We start from the raw sequence: 14,309 nt of genomic DNA on the forward strand, positions 1-14,309 counted from the left end.
CCCTACATGACCGGGTTGGCGGGACCCGTGGGCGCAGGGCCGACATCGGGGCCGACGCCCGGATCGTTCACGGGAATCTCGTCCGGCGTCACGTCGGGCGCTTCCGTCGGCGTCTGGCCGGGAAACTCGGGCGCGGGCAGATCGGGCCCGGGCGGCGGCGTCTGCGGAGCCTCGTAGGGCGTCTCGGGAACGGGAGCACCGGGATTCGACATGGCAGGCCTCGCGAAAAGGTCGGGCGTAAGGAACGGGCGCCCGGCGTGCCGGTTCCGCCTCGTTTCCGGTCCCGCCTACTTCTTCGTCAGAAGGAGGTTGCCCTCCTGGCCGAGCTTCTTCTGGATGCGTTCGGCGAACAGGGCGAGCAGCAGCGGCAGGCGCACTTCGACCCGAACGGTCTGGGGGCCGACATCCACCTGCCCGTTGACCTTCTGGCCCATGGCCGCCATGGCGAAGTCGAGGCGGTCGTCGGTCCAGGCCAACTTGTCGACGGCGACGCCGGTCTTGTCGAGCAGCCCCTGGACCTGACCCATCCCGTCGGCGATGCGCCGGCGGGCTTCGGCCAGGCCGAGCTCATGCGGGATTTCGACGATCAAGGGCTTGGCCATGGGGGTCCTGCGCGGTTGGCTCCGACCCCCGACATGGGGACGGCCGCCGGCGAGACAACGCCGGCGGCCGCGGAAGATGACGTTTTCGAGGGAGGCGACGCGATGCGGGCCTCGGTTTTCACTGAGGCGCGCTGCGATGCGGGCCTCAGTGAACCACGCTCAGCGCCACATGGGTCACGCCGCCCATGCCGATGGCGCGGGCCGGTCCCTTGGCGAGGTCGATGATCCGGCCGCGCACGAACGGCCCCCGGTCGTTGATCCGCACCACCACAGAGCGGCCGTTGCGCTTGTTCTGCACCAGCACCCGTGTGCCGAAGGGCAGGCTGCGATGGGCGGCCGTCATGCCGTTCGGGTTGAAGCGCTCGCCGTTGGCCGTCTGGCGACCGCTTCCGTACCAGGACGCGCCACCGCTCTGGGCGGCGGCCGGCAGGCTGGCGAAGGTCATGACGGTGCCGATGAGGGTGGCGGCCACACGAACGGAATTGATGTTCATTCGGTCTTGCTCGGTTGTTTCGGATGGCCGGCAAAATGAATTCGAACGGGGCCAAAATGAGACCGGGTGAAATGAGGCATTTGCGGTCACATATGAGGCTAGATCAAAGGCATCATCTGTAGTTGTACAACAATGTAGTGTGGATCGATGTGTGAAAGCCGAAAAGACGTTTCATTCCAAGTGAATGCTGCCGTGGGCCGATCCGGCCGCGGGCTCTGCCTGCCCCCGCACCGAGCAGCAAAAAACTGCCCTGCGCGCGACGAAACCCAGCCATGCGCCGCCCTCCCGGGGCCGAAGAAGAAAGATTATTTTCAAGATCGCGGCTTGGGGGCCGGTTGCCGGACGTCCGAGGGTTCAGCAGACCCCGCCCTACCCGTGTTCTGGATCGGTGGAAGTGTTGGCGACATCTCGGGTTATGCCCTCCGACACCCAGGGCAACACTGATGCAGGACCGATCGGTGCTCGCAATTAGCCTGCGGGACGGTCCGGCAACGCACCCGGCAAAAACTGCAGCCCCAAATCGAGACGCATTCGCCTCAACCCGGCAACCCGCCCTTTACGTTAACGGCCGCATGGTCCGCCTTGTCAGTCGCGTAACCGGTGTTTGCCATGGCTCCCCTGCGTACCGCGGTTGCCGATACCGTCGCCCGGAAAAGTGTCTCGCGTACCGGGCGACTCGTGTCGGCGCCGCGGATGGGTCTCGTACCCCCCGTTCAGCGCCTTCCCCTCGATGAGATTCTCGTTGGGGATTGCATCAGCGCCATGAACGCCCTGCCGGCGGGCAGCGTCGACTGCGTGTTCGCCGATCCACCCTACAACCTCCAGCTCGGCGAAGGCTCGCTCCTGCGGCCCGATCAGAGCCGCGTCGACGCCGTCGACGACGCCTGGGACCAGTTCTCGAGCTTTGCCGCCTACGACGCCTTCACCCGCGCCTGGCTCACCGCCGCCCGCCGGGTGATGAAGCCGAACGCGACCCTGTGGGTCATCGGCTCCTACCACAACATTTTTCGCGTCGGCGGCGCGCTCCAGGATCTCGGGTTCTGGATCCTCAATGACATCGTCTGGCGCAAGGCCAACCCGATGCCGAACTTCCGCGGCAAGCGCTTCACCAACGCCCACGAGACCCTGATCTGGGCGTCGCGCTCGGCCGAATCGAAGGGCTACACCTTCCATTACGAGGCGCTGAAGGGCGGCAACGACGACGTTCAGATGCGTTCGGACTGGTTCATCCCCCTCTGCACCGGCGACGAACGCCTGAAGGGCGCCGACGGCCTGAAGGTCCACCCGACCCAGAAGCCGGAGGCCCTGCTCGCCCGCACCATCCTATCGGCCACGAATCCGGGTGACGTGATCCTCGACCCGTTCTTCGGCACCGGCACCACCGGCGCCGTGGCCAAGCGCCTCGGCCGCCGCTTCATCGGCATCGAGCGCGAGACCGTCTATGCCGACGCGGCCCGCGCCCGCATCGACGCCGTCGAGCCCCTGTCGCAGGCCGCCCTCATGGTGGCGCCGACGAAGCGCGCCGAGCCCCGCGTCGCCTTCCTCAGCGTTCTCGAGGCCGGTCACATTCGTGCCGGCGAGACCCTCACGGACGCGCGCGGGCGGCACTCGGCCATCGTGCGCCCCGACGGCACCGTGATGGCCGGCCCGGCCTCGGGCTCGATCCACAAGATCGGCGCCCTCGTGCAGGGCCTGCCGGCCTGCAACGGCTGGGACTTCTGGCACGCCACCCGCGACGGCAAGCCCGTGGTGATCGACGTGTTCCGGGCCCGGATGCGGGCGGCCATGGGTTCGGCCGCCTGAGTTTCTGGTACAGCCCGCCTTCCGCGGAATGCCCTCTCCCGCAGAGTAGGGAGGGGTCGCGCCCTACTGCCCGCGCGTCCTCGGCCGGCCGCGTTTTCGCGGCGGGGCAGGCGCCTCCTCCTCCGGCTCCCCGAAAAACCCCTCCCCGTCCTCGACGGGTGGTGCCACCACAGCACGCGGCGCCGGCTTCGGCACCGGGCGAAAACTCGGCGGTGGCGGCGGAGCCTCCTCCTCCGGCTCGGCGAAGAGCGGCGTGTCGGCGACCGCCCGCAGGGCCTTCGGGCGCCCGCGCTTCACCGGCTCGGGCTTCGGATCGAAGGCGTGGGCCAGCACCTTCTTCATCACGCCGGGCAGTGGCTCGTCGTCGAGATTCCGCCGGGGCGTGAAGCGCATGCCGGCGGGGGCCTGGGTGCTCAAGGCGACGCGGGCGAGGAAGACCGTCAGCTCGAGGGGGAAATGCGTGAAGCCGTGGCGCACGAGCCCCGGCAGACGCTTCCAGCGGGCGTCGAACGGCGCGTCGAGGAGGGCCTGGGCCGGATCGTAATCCGGCTCCCACGGGCTCATGGGCGGCTCGGCCATGGCGCCGAGCAGGCCCTCCGGCGGGCGGGTGCGCAGGAGGATCGCCTCATCGCCGGCCCGGACCGCCACGAAGGCCGCGCCCTTGCGCAGGGTCCCCTTCACCGCCTTCAGTTTTCGCGGAAACGTCTCCTGCGTGCCGGCGGCCCGGGCGCGGCACGGCGCCATCCACGGACACAGGGCGCAGGCCGGGCGCTTGGGTGTGCAGATCGTGGCGCCGAGATCCATCACCGCCTGCGCGAAATCGCCCGGCCGGTCGTGCGGCACCAGGGCTTGTGTCACGGCGCGAACCTCCGTGCGGGCGGCCGGCATCATCGTCTCGATGGCGTAGAGGCGGGTCATCACCCGTTCGACGTTGCCGTCGACGGCGGCCTCCGGGCGGTCGAAGGCGATGGCCGCGATGGCGCCGGCCGTGTAGGCGCCGACGCCGGGAAGCTTCCTCAGGCCCGCGAGGGTGTCGGGAAACGCGCCGGCCTCCGCCACAGCCTTGGCGCAGGCGTGGAGGTTGCGTGCCCGGGAATAGTAGCCGAGCCCGGCCCAGGCCGACATCACCGCCTCCTCGGAGGCGGCCGCCAGGGCATCCACGCTGGGGAAGCGTTCGAGGAACTTGTGGAAGTAGGGTTTCACCGCCGCGATGGTGGTCTGCTGCAGCATCACCTCGGAAAGCCAGATCCGGTACGGGTCCGGCGCCTGCCCCGGCAGGGCGCGCCAGGGCAGGACGCGGCGGTGCCGGTCGTACCAGGTCAGCAGATCGTCCGCCCGGGGGCTTGGTAGATTGCCCGCCAGGGGGCTTGGTAGATCGCCCGCCAGGGGGCTTGGCAGAGATGCGTCGGTCACGGGGCTCGGCACTGGCATGGGGCACCCGTCCTTACCCCGGCCGCTCGACGCCTCCAACCGGGCCTTCGGCGGCACGCAACGCCGTGCTAACCATTCGGGCGCGATACGGTGTGGATCGGCGGCGGGAAACGGAAGCGGTTGCGCATGGCGCGGGTCAAGCCACTCGCCGAACTCCTCGATGCCTGCATCGGCCCGGCCTTCGCCGCGCAGGGCTTCGCCTCCACGGACATCCTCGCCGCCTGGCCCGAGATCGTCGGCGAGCGCCTGGCGCGCTACTGCCAGCCCTCCAAGCTCGAATGGCCGCGCCGGCGCCGGCGCGAGGAGGAGGGTCGCCCCGATCCCGGCACCCTGGTGGTGCGGGTGGAGGGCGTGTTCGCCCTCGAACTCCAGCACCTCGCCCCGATCGTGATCCAGCGGGTCAACGCCCATTACGGCTGGGCCTGCGTCGCCAAGATCGTCATGCGCCAGGGCCGGGTCGACCGTATCGGCCGAAAGGTGCCACCGCCCGTCGTCGACCCCGTCCGCCGCGGCGAAGTGGCACTCGCGGTCCGCACCATCGACGACGACGCCCTGCGCGATGCCCTCGACCGCCTCGGCATGGCGGTGGTCGCGACGGCCCCGAAAGCCGTGCCCGGGCGCTGAGTCGGGCGCCCGCGCGCCTTGTCAGGACGGCCGGCAGATTCTACCGCAGGCGGGAGACGATGCGTTTGTCCGCAAGCGGAGCCTGTCACGACCATGATCACCCGGCGCGACGCCCTCAAAGCCACCGGCCTCGCCATCGGCGCGGCGGCCCTCCTGCCCCGGTTCACCCTGGATGCGTTCGCGCAAGGCGGGGCGAATCTCTCGACCCTGATGGAGCCCGGGCCCTTGGGCGACGTCTGGCTCGGCCCGAAGGACGCGAAGGTGACGATCATCGAGTACGCCTCGATGACCTGTTCCCATTGCGCCGCCTTCCACCGGACGACGTACCCGGTCCTCAAGGAACGCTACATCGACACCGGCAAGGTGCGCTTCACCCTGCGGGAATTCCCCCTCGATCCGCTCGCTACCGCGGCCTTCATGCTGGCGCGCTGCGACGGCGACGCGAAGTACTACCCCATCACCGACCTGCTGTTCGACCAGCAGCAGGGCTGGGCCTACGTGCAGAAGCCGCAATCGCCCGTGGACGCCCTGGAGCAGATGCTGCGCCAAGCCGGTTTCTCGAAGGACAAGTTCGAGGCCTGCCTCAAGGACCAGAAGCTCTACGGGGCCATCAACACGGTCAAGCAGCGTGGCATGGACACCTTCAAGGTGGATTCCACCCCGACCTTCTTCATCAACGGCGAGCGTTACACCGGCGAGATGTCCATCGAGGGCATGGAGAAGGTGATCAAGCCGATTCTCGGCGCCTGACGCATCGCTTTTGCGATGCACGGGCAAAACAGCGAATTCCCGAATGGGCGCAATATGTTAAGTCGTGTCGAGGTCGCCTTGACACCCAAGGTGGGCGAAACTATGTTGCCGCCCGCTTGAAGGAGGCGTCCCGGCCGGTTCTCTCCGCTCTCGCCAATGTGAGTTTTCGCGTATGAGCGGCAACGACGCTGGGGATGGGCGCGGAGCCGAACGGGAGCAAGCGCGGGACGAGGACCTCTCCCAGAGGCTCAAACGTCTCGAGACGCAGATCGAGCGGAAGCGGCCCAGCGCCCCTCCCGGTCCTTCGTCGCGTTCCGGTTCTTCGACCGGGCCCTCTCCTCTCGGCCAAGCGATGCGACTCTCCACGGAGTTCATCGCCGGCGTCCTGGCGGGGGGCATACTCGGCTGGATGTGCGATCATTTCCTGGGGACGAAACCCTGGGGCCTGATCGTCCTGCTGATGCTGGGCTTCCTGACCGGCGTCTATAACGTCATGCGTGTCTCGGGATCGCTCTCGAAGGCGCCGACGAAGGAACGGGATCGCTAGGCGATTTCGTGAGAACGCCGCTCGCGCGGCGATTGGTGGTGGCGGGCCTCCGGCCCGTTCGGTTTCGAAAAGGACGGGAGCGGCAATGGCCGTAAAGATGGATCCGATCCACCAGTTCGAGCTCAAGCCGCTCGTCTCGTTCGGACATATCGGTAACCAGGAGATCGCGTTCACGCAGTCGGCCCTGTACATGTTCGCCGCCGTGGGGATCATCGCGCTGATCACCATCGTGGCCACCGCGCAGCGCTCGGTGGTGCCGGGTCGCATGCAGTCCATGGCCGAGGTGTTCTACGAGTTCATCGGCTCGACCCTGCGCCAGTCCGCCGGCCACGGCTCCGAGCGGTTCATGCCGCTGATCTTCTCGCTGTTCATGTTCGTGCTCGTGCTGAACATGCTCGGCATGATCCCCTACGCCTTCGCGGTGACCAGCCACATCATCGTCACCTTCGCGCTGGCCTTCCTCGTGATCGGCACCGTGATCGTCTACGGCTTCATGGCCCATGGCACGAAGTTCCTGAAGGTGTTCGTGCCCTCCGGCGTGCCCGGCTGGCTCCTGCCGATGATCGTCGCCATCGAGATCGTGTCGTTCATCTCGCGCCCCATCAGCCTCGCGGTGCGTCTGTTCGCCAACGTGCTCGCCGGCCACATCGCCCTCAAGATCTTCGCGGGCTTCGTTCCGGCGCTCCTCGCCGCTGGCGCCTGGGGGGCGATCTCGCCCCTCCCTCTGGCCCTCAGCGTCGCGGTCACGGCCCTCGAGTTCCTCGTGGCCGGCCTGCAGGCCTACGTCTTCGCCACGCTCGCTTCGATCTACCTCAGCGACGCGCTGCATCCCGGCCACTAAGGCCGGTGGATTCCGGCCCTCGCGGCCGGGCACCCCTTCCGTCCCCGGGTCCGCCCTCGCGGCCCGGATTCTCTCCACGCAACGACGACACGGACCCCAGGAGCAATTTGATGGATCCCTTAGCTGCCAAGTACATCGGTGCCGGCCTCGCCTGTCTCGGCATGGCGGGCGCCGCCATCGGCCTCGGCAACCTCTTCGGCCAGTTCTACGCCGGTGCCCTGCGCAACCCGTCGGCCGCCGACGGCCAGCGCGGCAACCTGCTCCTCGGCTTCGCCCTCACGGAAGCGCTCGGCATCTTCTCGCTGCTCGTCGCGCTGCTCCTCCTGTTCGCCGTCTGAGTCCAGCGAACCGATACCGGGCCGGACGCGGCATCCCCGAGGGGATGCGGCGTCCCCAAAGGGATGCAAGGCGCGTCCGGCCCCAGTCTCTGATTTGACCGCAAGTCCCCCGATTTGACCGAAGGACGTCATGGCTCAGCCGGCTCATCCGACCGCAACGCATGAAGGCTTCGCCGCGACGCCGGCCTCCGAGCACGGCGGCGGCTTTCCGCCCTTCGAGAGCCACACCTTCGCGTCCCAGCTCATCTGGCTCGCCCTCGCCTTCGGGCTGCTCTACTACCTCATGGACAAGATCGCCCTGCCGCGCATCCAGTCCATCCTGAACGACCGCGCCAATCGCCTGTCGTCGGACCTCGACGAGGCCCAACGCCTCAAGGCCGAGGCCGACGCCGCCGGCGCCGCCTACGAGAAGTCCTTGAGCGATGCCCAGGCCAAAGCCCAGGCCATCGCACTCGAGACCCGCACGGCCCTGACGCGGGACGCCGAGACCAAGCGCAAGGCGCTCGAAACCGAACTCAACGCCAAGATCGCGGCCTCCGAGGCCACCATCCGCGGCCGCACCGCCGAGGCCATGGGCAATGTCCGCGGCATCGCCGGCGAGACGGCATCCGCCATCGTCGAGCGCCTGACCGGCCGGAGCCCGGACGAGGCGGCCATCGCCAAGGCCCTCGATAGCGTCGCCCTCCCGCACTGAGCGGGCACGCCACCCTACACCTTACCGGCCGGCGGTCCCTCCGGGGGCCGACGGCTCCGCCCAGGACCGATCCTCCGGCCCGGGCGCCATCGAGTTGGGACGACGAGCATGTTGTTGGAAGCCGAATTCTGGGTCGCAGTCGCCTTCGTGCTGTTCATGGCCGTCGTCTGGAAGGTCGGCGGCTTCAACCAGATCACCAACGGTCTCGACGGCCGGGCCAAGCGCGTCCGCTCCGAGCTCGACGAGGCCCGCCGCCTACGTGAAGAAGCCGCCGGTATCCTCGCCGACTACAAGAAGCGCCGGTCCTCCGCCGAGGCCGAGGCCGAGGCCATCGTCTCCGGTGCCCGCGCCGAGGCCCAGCGCATCGCCGACGAGGGCCATGCCCGCCTGAACGAATTCATCGCCCGCCGCACCAAGTCGGCCGAAACCAAGATCGCCCAGGCCGAGGTCCAGGCCACCGCCCAGGTCCGCGCCGCCGCGGCCGACGCCGCCGTGAAGGTCTCGGAGGTCATCCTGCGCGAGCGCATGCAGGGCGACGCGGCCCAGGATCTGGTTCGCCAGAGCCTCGGCGAGGTCCGTACCTGCCTCCGGGCCTGAACGCTCCATCGACCTGACGGGAGAGCCGCCGCGAGGCGGCTTTTTTCGTTTCCCGGATCGTTCGCGGGTCGGGGCTCGGCCGGGATCGGACGATCGCGACAGGCTCCCTCTCCTGGAAGAGGGGGTTGGGGTGAGGTGTGTGACCGATTCGGATGAGCTACACACCTCACCCTGTCCCTCTCCTTTCAGGAGAGAGAGCCCGCGCCGGTCGGCCCCGCCGCCGGGCCGACTCATCTGTCCCGTAGCCCGGCCCCTCGCGCGCAAGCGCCCTCCAAGCGGAGACTCGATGCCGCCGATCATCTCGATTGCCAACCTGTCCAAGGTCTACGGTACGGGGCACAACGCCCTGAAGAACATCTCCCTCGACATCCGCAAGGGCGAGATCTTCGCCCTGCTCGGCCCCAACGGCGCCGGCAAGACCACGCTGATCAGCATCGTCTGCGGCATCGTCACGGCGAGCGCGGGCAGCATCCGCGTCGACGGACATTGCATCGCGACGGACTACAAGGCGGCGCGCCGGGCCATCGGCCTCGTGCCGCAGGAGCTCACCACCGACGCCTTCGAGACCGTGTGGGCCACCAGTGGTTTCAGCCGCGGCCTGTTCGGTCTGCCCCCCGACCCGGCCCATATCGAGCGGGTGCTTCGCGACCTCTCCCTGTGGGACAAGAAAGACAGCCGGATCATGACCCTGTCGGGGGGCATGAAGCGGCGCGTGCTCATCGCCAAGGCGCTCGCCCACGAGCCCCGCATCCTGTTCCTCGACGAGCCCACGGCCGGCGTCGACGTGGCCCTACGCCAGGACATGTGGCGCCTCGTGCGCAAGCTGCGCGACCAGGGCGTCACCATCATCCTCACCACCCACTACATCGACGAGGCCGAGGAGATGGCCGACCGGGTCGGCGTGATCCGCAACGGCGAGATCATCCTCGTCGAGGAGAAGGCCGAGCTCATGCGCAAGCTCGGCAAGAAGCAGCTCACCCTCCACCTCGACGCCCCGCTCGCGGCGTTGCCCCCCGCCCTCTCGGGACACGACCTCGAACTGGCGGAGAACGGGCGCGACCTCGTCTACACCTACAGCACCAAGGGCGACGCGGCCCTGACGGGGTTGCTCGCCGACCTCGCCCGCGCCGGCATCGGTTTTCGCGACCTCGATACCCGCCAATCCTCCCTGGAGGACATCTTCGTCGACCTCGTGAAGGAACGGCCATGAACTGGTACGCGGTCCGCGCGCTCTACCGCTTCGAGATGGCCCGCTTCTGGCGGACCGCCCTGCAGAGCATCGTCGCCCCCGTCATCGCCACGTCCCTGTATTTCGTGGTGTTCGGCGCGGCCATCGGCTCCCGCATGGCCTCCGTCGACGGGGTCGCGTACGGCGCCTTCATCGTCCCCGGCCTGATGATGCTCTCGCTCCTGACGCAGAGCATCGCCAACGCCTCGTTCGGCATCTACTTCCCGCGCTTCGCCGGCACGATCTACGAGATCCTGTCGGCACCGGTCTCGCCCCTGGAGATCGTGCTCGGCTACGTCGGTGCGGCGGCCTCGAAATCGATCCTCATCGCGCTCATCATCCTCGCCACCGCGACGCTGTTCGTGCCGATCCGCATCGAGCATCCGTTCGTGATGGTGGGCTTCCTGCTGCTGACGGCGGTGACGTTCAGCCTGTTCGGCTTCCTCATCGGCCTGTGGGCGGACGGGTTCGAGCGGCTGCAGCTCGTGCCGCTCCTCATCGTCACGCCGCTGACGTTCCTGGGCGGCAGCTTCTATTCCATCGACATGCTGCCGCCGGTATGGCGGACCCTGAGTCTGGCCAATCCGGTGGTCTATCTCATCAGCGGGTTCCGCTGGGCGTTCTTCGGCAATTCCGATGTGGGTATCGGCGTGAGCTTCGCCATGGCCCTCGTCTTCCTCGCCCTGTGCCTCGCCGGCGTCACCTGGATCTTCCGCACGGGGTATCGCCTGAAGAGCTGAGCGGCCGTCGCCGTCGGGATGGAGAAACGAGGCATGTCTACGCGCGTCTACACGGTCGACGAGGCCGATATCCGCCGGGCCTTTCCGCCCAGCCTTGAGCCTCCCGGCCTGCTGATGGAGTTCGGGCAATGGCTCGCGGGCCGGCCCTGGGGCAGCGTCGGCTGCTTCGATCTTGCCGGAAGCTGGGCCGATGATGCGCCCATCGTGGACGGCACACCCCTGCGCCGGGAATTCGCCCTGTTCCTGCATCTGCCGGACGGATCGGAGGCGGGGTTCTGGCTCCCGCCCGGACACGATCCGAACGCGCCGAGCATCGTCGGCCTGGGCTCCGAAGGCGAGGCTGGCGTCATTGCCCCGAGCCTCGAAGCCTTCCTCGCGCGTCTCGCGGTCGGGGCCTTCGACGATGGCGGCACATGGAGCGATTTCGCGCCGTCCGAACTCGTCGTGGAGGACGGCCTCGATGACTTGGCGGAGTGGTTGCGTGGACGGCTGGGTCGATCCGACCTCGAGGCCGTCGCGGTGTCGGGCGACAGCAGCGTGTTCGCGACCCGGATTGCGCGTCGGAGCGAGGAGCGCGAAGCCTATTGGGGCCGGCATCCGGCGCTGGCCGATCTGGCCCATCTCCTGAATGCTCATCGTCCCAAAGGCCGCAACCCCTGGGATTCGACCCGTTTCGAGGTCTCCCTCGTCGGCGACCTGTTTCAAGCGCGTGTCTTCGAACGTGGACCGCAGCCGATTCCCGAAGCAGCCCTCATGGAGCCCATACTCCGGGCTTTGCGCGACGCACAGGCGCTGTCCGAGCCGGGATGCGGCCTGTGGTTCACCATGCACTTCGACATGCACGCGGACGGGACCATCCTGCCGCGGTTCGATTATCAGACCCGCCCGGTCATCGACGGGGCGCCGGCGCCCGTGGATCAGGGGCGTGCCGACCTTGCTCGTGCCCCCCGGCCCGAGCGCTGGGTTCCTGCGTGGCTTTCGGACCCGGACGCCGCGTAGACGTCCGGTCTCAGGCCCGTCCGTCGAGGAACGCGAGGACGCCCTCGCGATGCTGCCGGTCGCCCACCGCCGTGCTGTGGTCGCGATTGGGCAGTTCCAGGGACTGGGCGTTGGGCATCAGGGCGACGAGGGCCGGGCCGGGCCCCGAGACCGTGTCGAGGGTGCCGACGGTGACCAGGGTCGGCGCCCGGATCTCGGCGACCTCGGCCCGCGACAGGGTCTGGCGCGAGCCGCGCATGCAGGCGGCCAGCGCCCTGAGATCGCTCTTCGTCTGTTCGGCGAAGGTGCGGAAGGCCGCGGCGGTGGGGTTGGGAGCGGGAGTGCCGGGCTCTGCCTCCAGGGCCTCGGCGATCCCGCTCGGCAGACCGCGTCCCTCCACGAGATGCAGGCCGAGGCCGCCGAGGAGGAGGGAGCGCACGCGGGGTGCGTCGTCCAGCGCCAGGTAGGCCGCGATGCGCGCGCCCATGGAATAGCCCATGACGTCGGCCCGATCGATGCCGAGATGGTCGAGGAGGCGGGCCGCGTCCCGGGCCATGAGGTCGGACCCGTAGGCCTCCGGATCGTAGAGCTTCTGGCTCTCGCCGTGGCCGCGATTGTCGAGGGCGATCACCCGGCGCCCGGCCTCCGACAGGGTCTTCACCCAGAGGGTGTTGACCCAGTTTACGCGGTGGTTCGAGGCGAAACCATGGATCAGCAGGATCGGGTCGCCGGCCCCGTCGCGCGCGGGCGTGTCGAGGTAGGCGATGCTGACGCCGTCGGAGAGGAAGGTCTGCATGGGAGGCTCGGGGTGATGGGAGGCTCGGGGTGGAGGCTCGGGGTACGGCAGCGGGCGGGGCCGATGCCGTTGTGGTCCGCGCCGGCGATGGAGGGAAGCCCCCCGGATGGCGCCAGCGCTTGCCCCCGCCGGATCGGGCTGGCATCACCCCTGGCGATGAAGGACACGCAGCCCTACGGCACCTACGCCCCCACCGGCCTCGTCGCGCGCATCGCCCGACGCACGGGCCGGCTCTCCTACGGGAGCTGGGGCGCCCGCCGCCTCGCCCTGTTCCTGCGCCGGATCGGCATCGGCCTGCTGCGCGGAAAGCCCCTCGACGTCGAGCGCTACGGCGCCCGGATGCGGCTCTACCCGTACAACAACAATTGCGAGAAGAAGGTGCTCTTCACGCCGCAATTCTTCGATCCCGAGGAGCGTGCGCTTCTCAAAGCGCGCCTGGAACCAGGCTGCACCTTCCTCGACATCGGCGCGAACATCGGCGCGTACGCCCTGTTCGTGGCGGCCTTCGCCGGGCCGCGGGCCCGCATCCTCGCCGTCGAGCCGCAGCCCGACGTGTTCGACCGGCTGACCTACAACATCGGCCAGAACCCGTTCGGCACCGTCAAGGCCGTGGCCTGCGCGGTGGCCGACAAGGCGGGTGCCCTCACCCTGTTCGTCGATCCGCGCAACCGGGGCGAGTCGAGCCTGAAGATCGTCGGCACCAACGAGGGGGCGCAGATCCGCGTGCCGGCCGTCACCCTCCTCGACCTTGCGCAGGGCGAAGGCATCACCCGCATCGACGCGATCAAACTCGACGTCGAGGGCGCCGAGGATCTCATCCTCGAGCCGTTCTTCCGCACTGCCCCGGTCTCGCTCCATCCGCAGCTGCTCCTCGTGGAGAACGGCACCGACCAGTGGCAGATCGACCTGCCCGCCCTGCTGCAGGCCAACGGCTACCGCCTCCTGGCCCGGACCCGGCTGAACCTGATCTTCGAGCGGAGTGCCTGACACTGTTTTCCGGATGATCCATTCGGGGACAGTCTCAGGCAGCCCGCGCGGCGCCTGAGCGAAGCCCAAATCCGCATCGCGAGGCAATCGACCGGCATGAGGCGTCACCCGACCACGGGAATCGCGTCCGCGAGGGCGACGCCCTCGGGGTCGACCCGGCAGCGATGGGCGTGGACCGCGACGCCGGCCGCGCGGGCGGCCTGGAAGGCGGCGTCGAAGGCCGGATCGATGTCGCGGGCGACGTCGAAGCGGGTTGCCCACATCTGCACGACGACGATGAGCATGGCCCGGCCGCCGTTCGCCACCACGTCGGCGAGATCCACCATGTGCCGGGCGCTGCGGGCGGCGACGCAATCGGGGAACTCGGCGAGGCCGGGCGTGCGCAGGAGGTGGCAGTTCTTGACCTCGACGTGGCAGGGCCCGAGCCCCTCCCCCTGCGCCAGAAAATCGACGCGGCTCGCTGCGGCGTAGCGGACCTCCGGCCTCAAGCCCGTATAGTCGGCGAGCTGCGGCAACGCCCCGGCGCGAAACGCTTCGGCCACGAGGGCGTTCGGGCGCTGGGTGTCGATGCCGACCCATTGCGGGCCGCCGGGGAGGTCGGCCTCCACGAGCTCCCACGAGAATCCGAGCTTCCGGGACGGCTTCGTCGATGCGGAGAGCAGGGTCCGGGCGCCGGGCGTCAGCAGGCCCAGCATCGCCCCGGGGTTGGCGCAGTGGGCCGTGACCAGGCTGCCGTCCGCGAGCTCCATATCGGCGAGGAAGCGTTTGTAGCGGCGCACGAGGCGCGCGGGGATGAGGGGCGCGGGAAACCGCATCGGGGCGCCTTGCTGAGGATGTCGGTGGCGAAAACGGGTGGCGCC

General features: G+C 68.9%; 18 protein-coding genes. 12 read left to right on the forward strand and 6 right to left on the reverse strand.

Translation table 11 applies throughout. The annotated features are described in order from the left end of the window. Window positions 1–2: 2 nt before the first annotated feature. From ASF25_RS03425 to ASF25_RS03435, 3 genes are all read right to left on the reverse strand, one after another. Window positions 3–212: a hypothetical protein gene (locus tag ASF25_RS03425; protein WP_056303269.1), complete on the reverse strand. Its 210-nt coding sequence runs from the start codon at window positions 210–212 to the stop codon at window positions 3–5. 75 nt (window positions 213–287) lie between these two features. After that, on the reverse strand, window positions 288–602 hold the full coding sequence (locus tag ASF25_RS03430; RefSeq protein WP_056303271.1) for a polyhydroxyalkanoic acid system family protein: 315 nt from the start codon (window positions 600–602) through the stop codon (window positions 288–290). A gap of 145 nt (window positions 603–747) precedes the next feature. Next, complete coding sequence (locus ASF25_RS03435) at window positions 748–1,095, reverse strand: septal ring lytic transglycosylase RlpA family protein (protein WP_056173892.1); 348 nt, start codon at window positions 1,093–1,095, stop codon at window positions 748–750. Window positions 1,096–1,704: 609 nt separating this feature from the next. Between ASF25_RS03435 and ASF25_RS03440 the strand changes: the two genes are divergently transcribed. Further along, entirely contained in the window at window positions 1,705–2,898 is a 1,194-nt protein-coding gene (locus ASF25_RS03440; RefSeq protein WP_280137318.1) for a site-specific DNA-methyltransferase, read from the forward strand. A gap of 63 nt (window positions 2,899–2,961) precedes the next feature. Here ASF25_RS03440 and mutY read toward each other — a convergent pair whose 3' ends face one another. After that, window positions 2,962–4,260 (reverse strand): A/G-specific adenine glycosylase, encoded by a 1,299-nt coding sequence (gene mutY / locus ASF25_RS03445; RefSeq protein WP_056303328.1) that lies wholly within the window; start codon window positions 4,258–4,260, stop codon window positions 2,962–2,964. 195 nt (window positions 4,261–4,455) lie between these two features. Here mutY and ASF25_RS03450 point away from each other — a divergent pair, with 195 nt between their 5' ends. The 10 genes from ASF25_RS03450 to ASF25_RS03495 all read left to right on the forward strand — a co-directional run bounded on the left by ASF25_RS03450 (window position 4,456) and on the right by ASF25_RS03495 (window position 11,687). Beyond that, window positions 4,456–4,953, forward strand: coding sequence for a DUF721 domain-containing protein (locus ASF25_RS03450; protein WP_056303272.1), 498 nt, complete (start codon window positions 4,456–4,458; stop codon window positions 4,951–4,953). Between the two features lie 93 nt (window positions 4,954–5,046). Next, entirely contained in the window at window positions 5,047–5,703 is a 657-nt protein-coding gene (locus ASF25_RS03455; RefSeq protein ID WP_056261939.1) for a thioredoxin domain-containing protein, read from the forward strand. A 172-nt stretch (window positions 5,704–5,875) separates the two neighbouring features. Continuing rightward, on the forward strand, window positions 5,876–6,250 hold the full coding sequence (locus ASF25_RS03460) for an AtpZ/AtpI family protein (RefSeq protein ID WP_056173881.1): 375 nt from the start codon (window positions 5,876–5,878) through the stop codon (window positions 6,248–6,250). Between the two features lie 85 nt (window positions 6,251–6,335). Next, entirely contained in the window at window positions 6,336–7,091 is a 756-nt protein-coding gene (locus ASF25_RS03465) for a F0F1 ATP synthase subunit A (protein ID WP_056173877.1), read from the forward strand. A gap of 110 nt (window positions 7,092–7,201) precedes the next feature. Beyond that, on the forward strand, window positions 7,202–7,429 hold the full coding sequence (locus ASF25_RS03470) for a F0F1 ATP synthase subunit C (RefSeq protein WP_018044493.1): 228 nt from the start codon (window positions 7,202–7,204) through the stop codon (window positions 7,427–7,429). Window positions 7,430–7,559: 130 nt separating this feature from the next. Then, entirely contained in the window at window positions 7,560–8,123 is a 564-nt protein-coding gene (locus ASF25_RS03475; RefSeq protein WP_056173874.1) for an ATP synthase subunit B, read from the forward strand. 111 nt (window positions 8,124–8,234) lie between these two features. Further along, the gene (locus ASF25_RS03480) at window positions 8,235–8,720 is read left to right on the forward strand and encodes an ATP F0F1 synthase subunit B (RefSeq protein ID WP_200927267.1); all 486 of its coding nucleotides are present in this window, start codon (window positions 8,235–8,237) and stop codon (window positions 8,718–8,720) included. Between the two features lie 286 nt (window positions 8,721–9,006). Then, a complete protein-coding gene (locus ASF25_RS03485; protein WP_056303277.1) occupies window positions 9,007–9,930 on the forward strand; it encodes an ABC transporter ATP-binding protein in 924 nt (307 codons plus the stop codon). Continuing rightward, window positions 9,927–10,688, forward strand: a complete 762-nt coding sequence (locus ASF25_RS03490) for an ABC transporter permease (protein ID WP_056303279.1) — start codon at window positions 9,927–9,929, stop codon at window positions 10,686–10,688. The genes ASF25_RS03485 and ASF25_RS03490 overlap by 4 nt, the downstream gene beginning before the upstream one ends. 33 nt (window positions 10,689–10,721) lie before the next feature. Then, the gene (locus ASF25_RS03495) at window positions 10,722–11,687 is read left to right on the forward strand and encodes a hypothetical protein (protein ID WP_056303281.1); all 966 of its coding nucleotides are present in this window, start codon (window positions 10,722–10,724) and stop codon (window positions 11,685–11,687) included. Window positions 11,688–11,697: 10 nt separating this feature from the next. On the opposite strand, the gene ASF25_RS03500 is transcribed toward ASF25_RS03495, so the two are convergent. Next, window positions 11,698–12,462, reverse strand: a complete 765-nt coding sequence (locus tag ASF25_RS03500; protein WP_056261962.1) for an alpha/beta hydrolase — start codon at window positions 12,460–12,462, stop codon at window positions 11,698–11,700. Between the two features lie 156 nt (window positions 12,463–12,618). Here ASF25_RS03500 and ASF25_RS03505 point away from each other — a divergent pair, with 156 nt between their 5' ends. Then, window positions 12,619–13,449, forward strand: a complete 831-nt coding sequence (locus ASF25_RS03505; protein WP_056173858.1) for an FkbM family methyltransferase — start codon at window positions 12,619–12,621, stop codon at window positions 13,447–13,449. Between the two features lie 104 nt (window positions 13,450–13,553). Here ASF25_RS03505 and sfsA read toward each other — a convergent pair whose 3' ends face one another. Further along, entirely contained in the window at window positions 13,554–14,264 is a 711-nt protein-coding gene (sfsA, locus tag ASF25_RS03510; RefSeq protein WP_056261965.1) for a DNA/RNA nuclease SfsA, read from the reverse strand. Between the last annotated feature and the right edge of the window lie 45 nt (window positions 14,265–14,309).

The sequence above is a fragment of the Methylobacterium sp. Leaf100 genome (assembly GCF_001422845.1).
Taxonomy (GTDB): domain Bacteria; phylum Pseudomonadota; class Alphaproteobacteria; order Rhizobiales; family Beijerinckiaceae; genus Methylobacterium.

Excerpts from the sequence above, each read along its gene's own strand:
- ASF25_RS03425 (WP_056303269.1), bottom strand. The coding sequence starts at position 212 with ATGTCGAATCCCGGTGCTCCCGTTCCCGAGACGCCCTACGAGGCTCCG.
- ASF25_RS03430 (WP_056303271.1), bottom strand. The coding sequence starts at position 602 with ATGGCCAAGCCCTTGATCGTCGAAATCCCGCATGAGCTCGGCCTGGCC.
- ASF25_RS03435 (WP_056173892.1), bottom strand. The coding sequence starts at position 1,095 with ATGAACATCAATTCCGTTCGTGTGGCCGCCACCCTCATCGGCACCGTC.
- ASF25_RS03440 (WP_280137318.1), top strand. The coding sequence starts at position 1,705 with ATGGCTCCCCTGCGTACCGCGGTTGCCGATACCGTCGCCCGGAAAAGT.
- ASF25_RS03450 (WP_056303272.1), top strand. The coding sequence starts at position 4,456 with ATGGCGCGGGTCAAGCCACTCGCCGAACTCCTCGATGCCTGCATCGGC.
- ASF25_RS03455 (WP_056261939.1), top strand. The coding sequence starts at position 5,047 with ATGATCACCCGGCGCGACGCCCTCAAAGCCACCGGCCTCGCCATCGGC.
- ASF25_RS03460 (WP_056173881.1), top strand. The coding sequence starts at position 5,876 with ATGAGCGGCAACGACGCTGGGGATGGGCGCGGAGCCGAACGGGAGCAA.
- ASF25_RS03465 (WP_056173877.1), top strand. The coding sequence starts at position 6,336 with ATGGCCGTAAAGATGGATCCGATCCACCAGTTCGAGCTCAAGCCGCTC.
- ASF25_RS03470 (WP_018044493.1), top strand. The coding sequence starts at position 7,202 with ATGGATCCCTTAGCTGCCAAGTACATCGGTGCCGGCCTCGCCTGTCTC.
- ASF25_RS03475 (WP_056173874.1), top strand. The coding sequence starts at position 7,560 with ATGGCTCAGCCGGCTCATCCGACCGCAACGCATGAAGGCTTCGCCGCG.
- ASF25_RS03485 (WP_056303277.1), top strand. The coding sequence starts at position 9,007 with ATGCCGCCGATCATCTCGATTGCCAACCTGTCCAAGGTCTACGGTACG.
- ASF25_RS03490 (WP_056303279.1), top strand. The coding sequence starts at position 9,927 with ATGAACTGGTACGCGGTCCGCGCGCTCTACCGCTTCGAGATGGCCCGC.
- ASF25_RS03495 (WP_056303281.1), top strand. The coding sequence starts at position 10,722 with ATGTCTACGCGCGTCTACACGGTCGACGAGGCCGATATCCGCCGGGCC.
- ASF25_RS03500 (WP_056261962.1), bottom strand. The coding sequence starts at position 12,462 with ATGCAGACCTTCCTCTCCGACGGCGTCAGCATCGCCTACCTCGACACG.
- ASF25_RS03505 (WP_056173858.1), top strand. The coding sequence starts at position 12,619 with ATGAAGGACACGCAGCCCTACGGCACCTACGCCCCCACCGGCCTCGTC.
- sfsA (WP_056261965.1), bottom strand. The coding sequence starts at position 14,264 with ATGCGGTTTCCCGCGCCCCTCATCCCCGCGCGCCTCGTGCGCCGCTAC.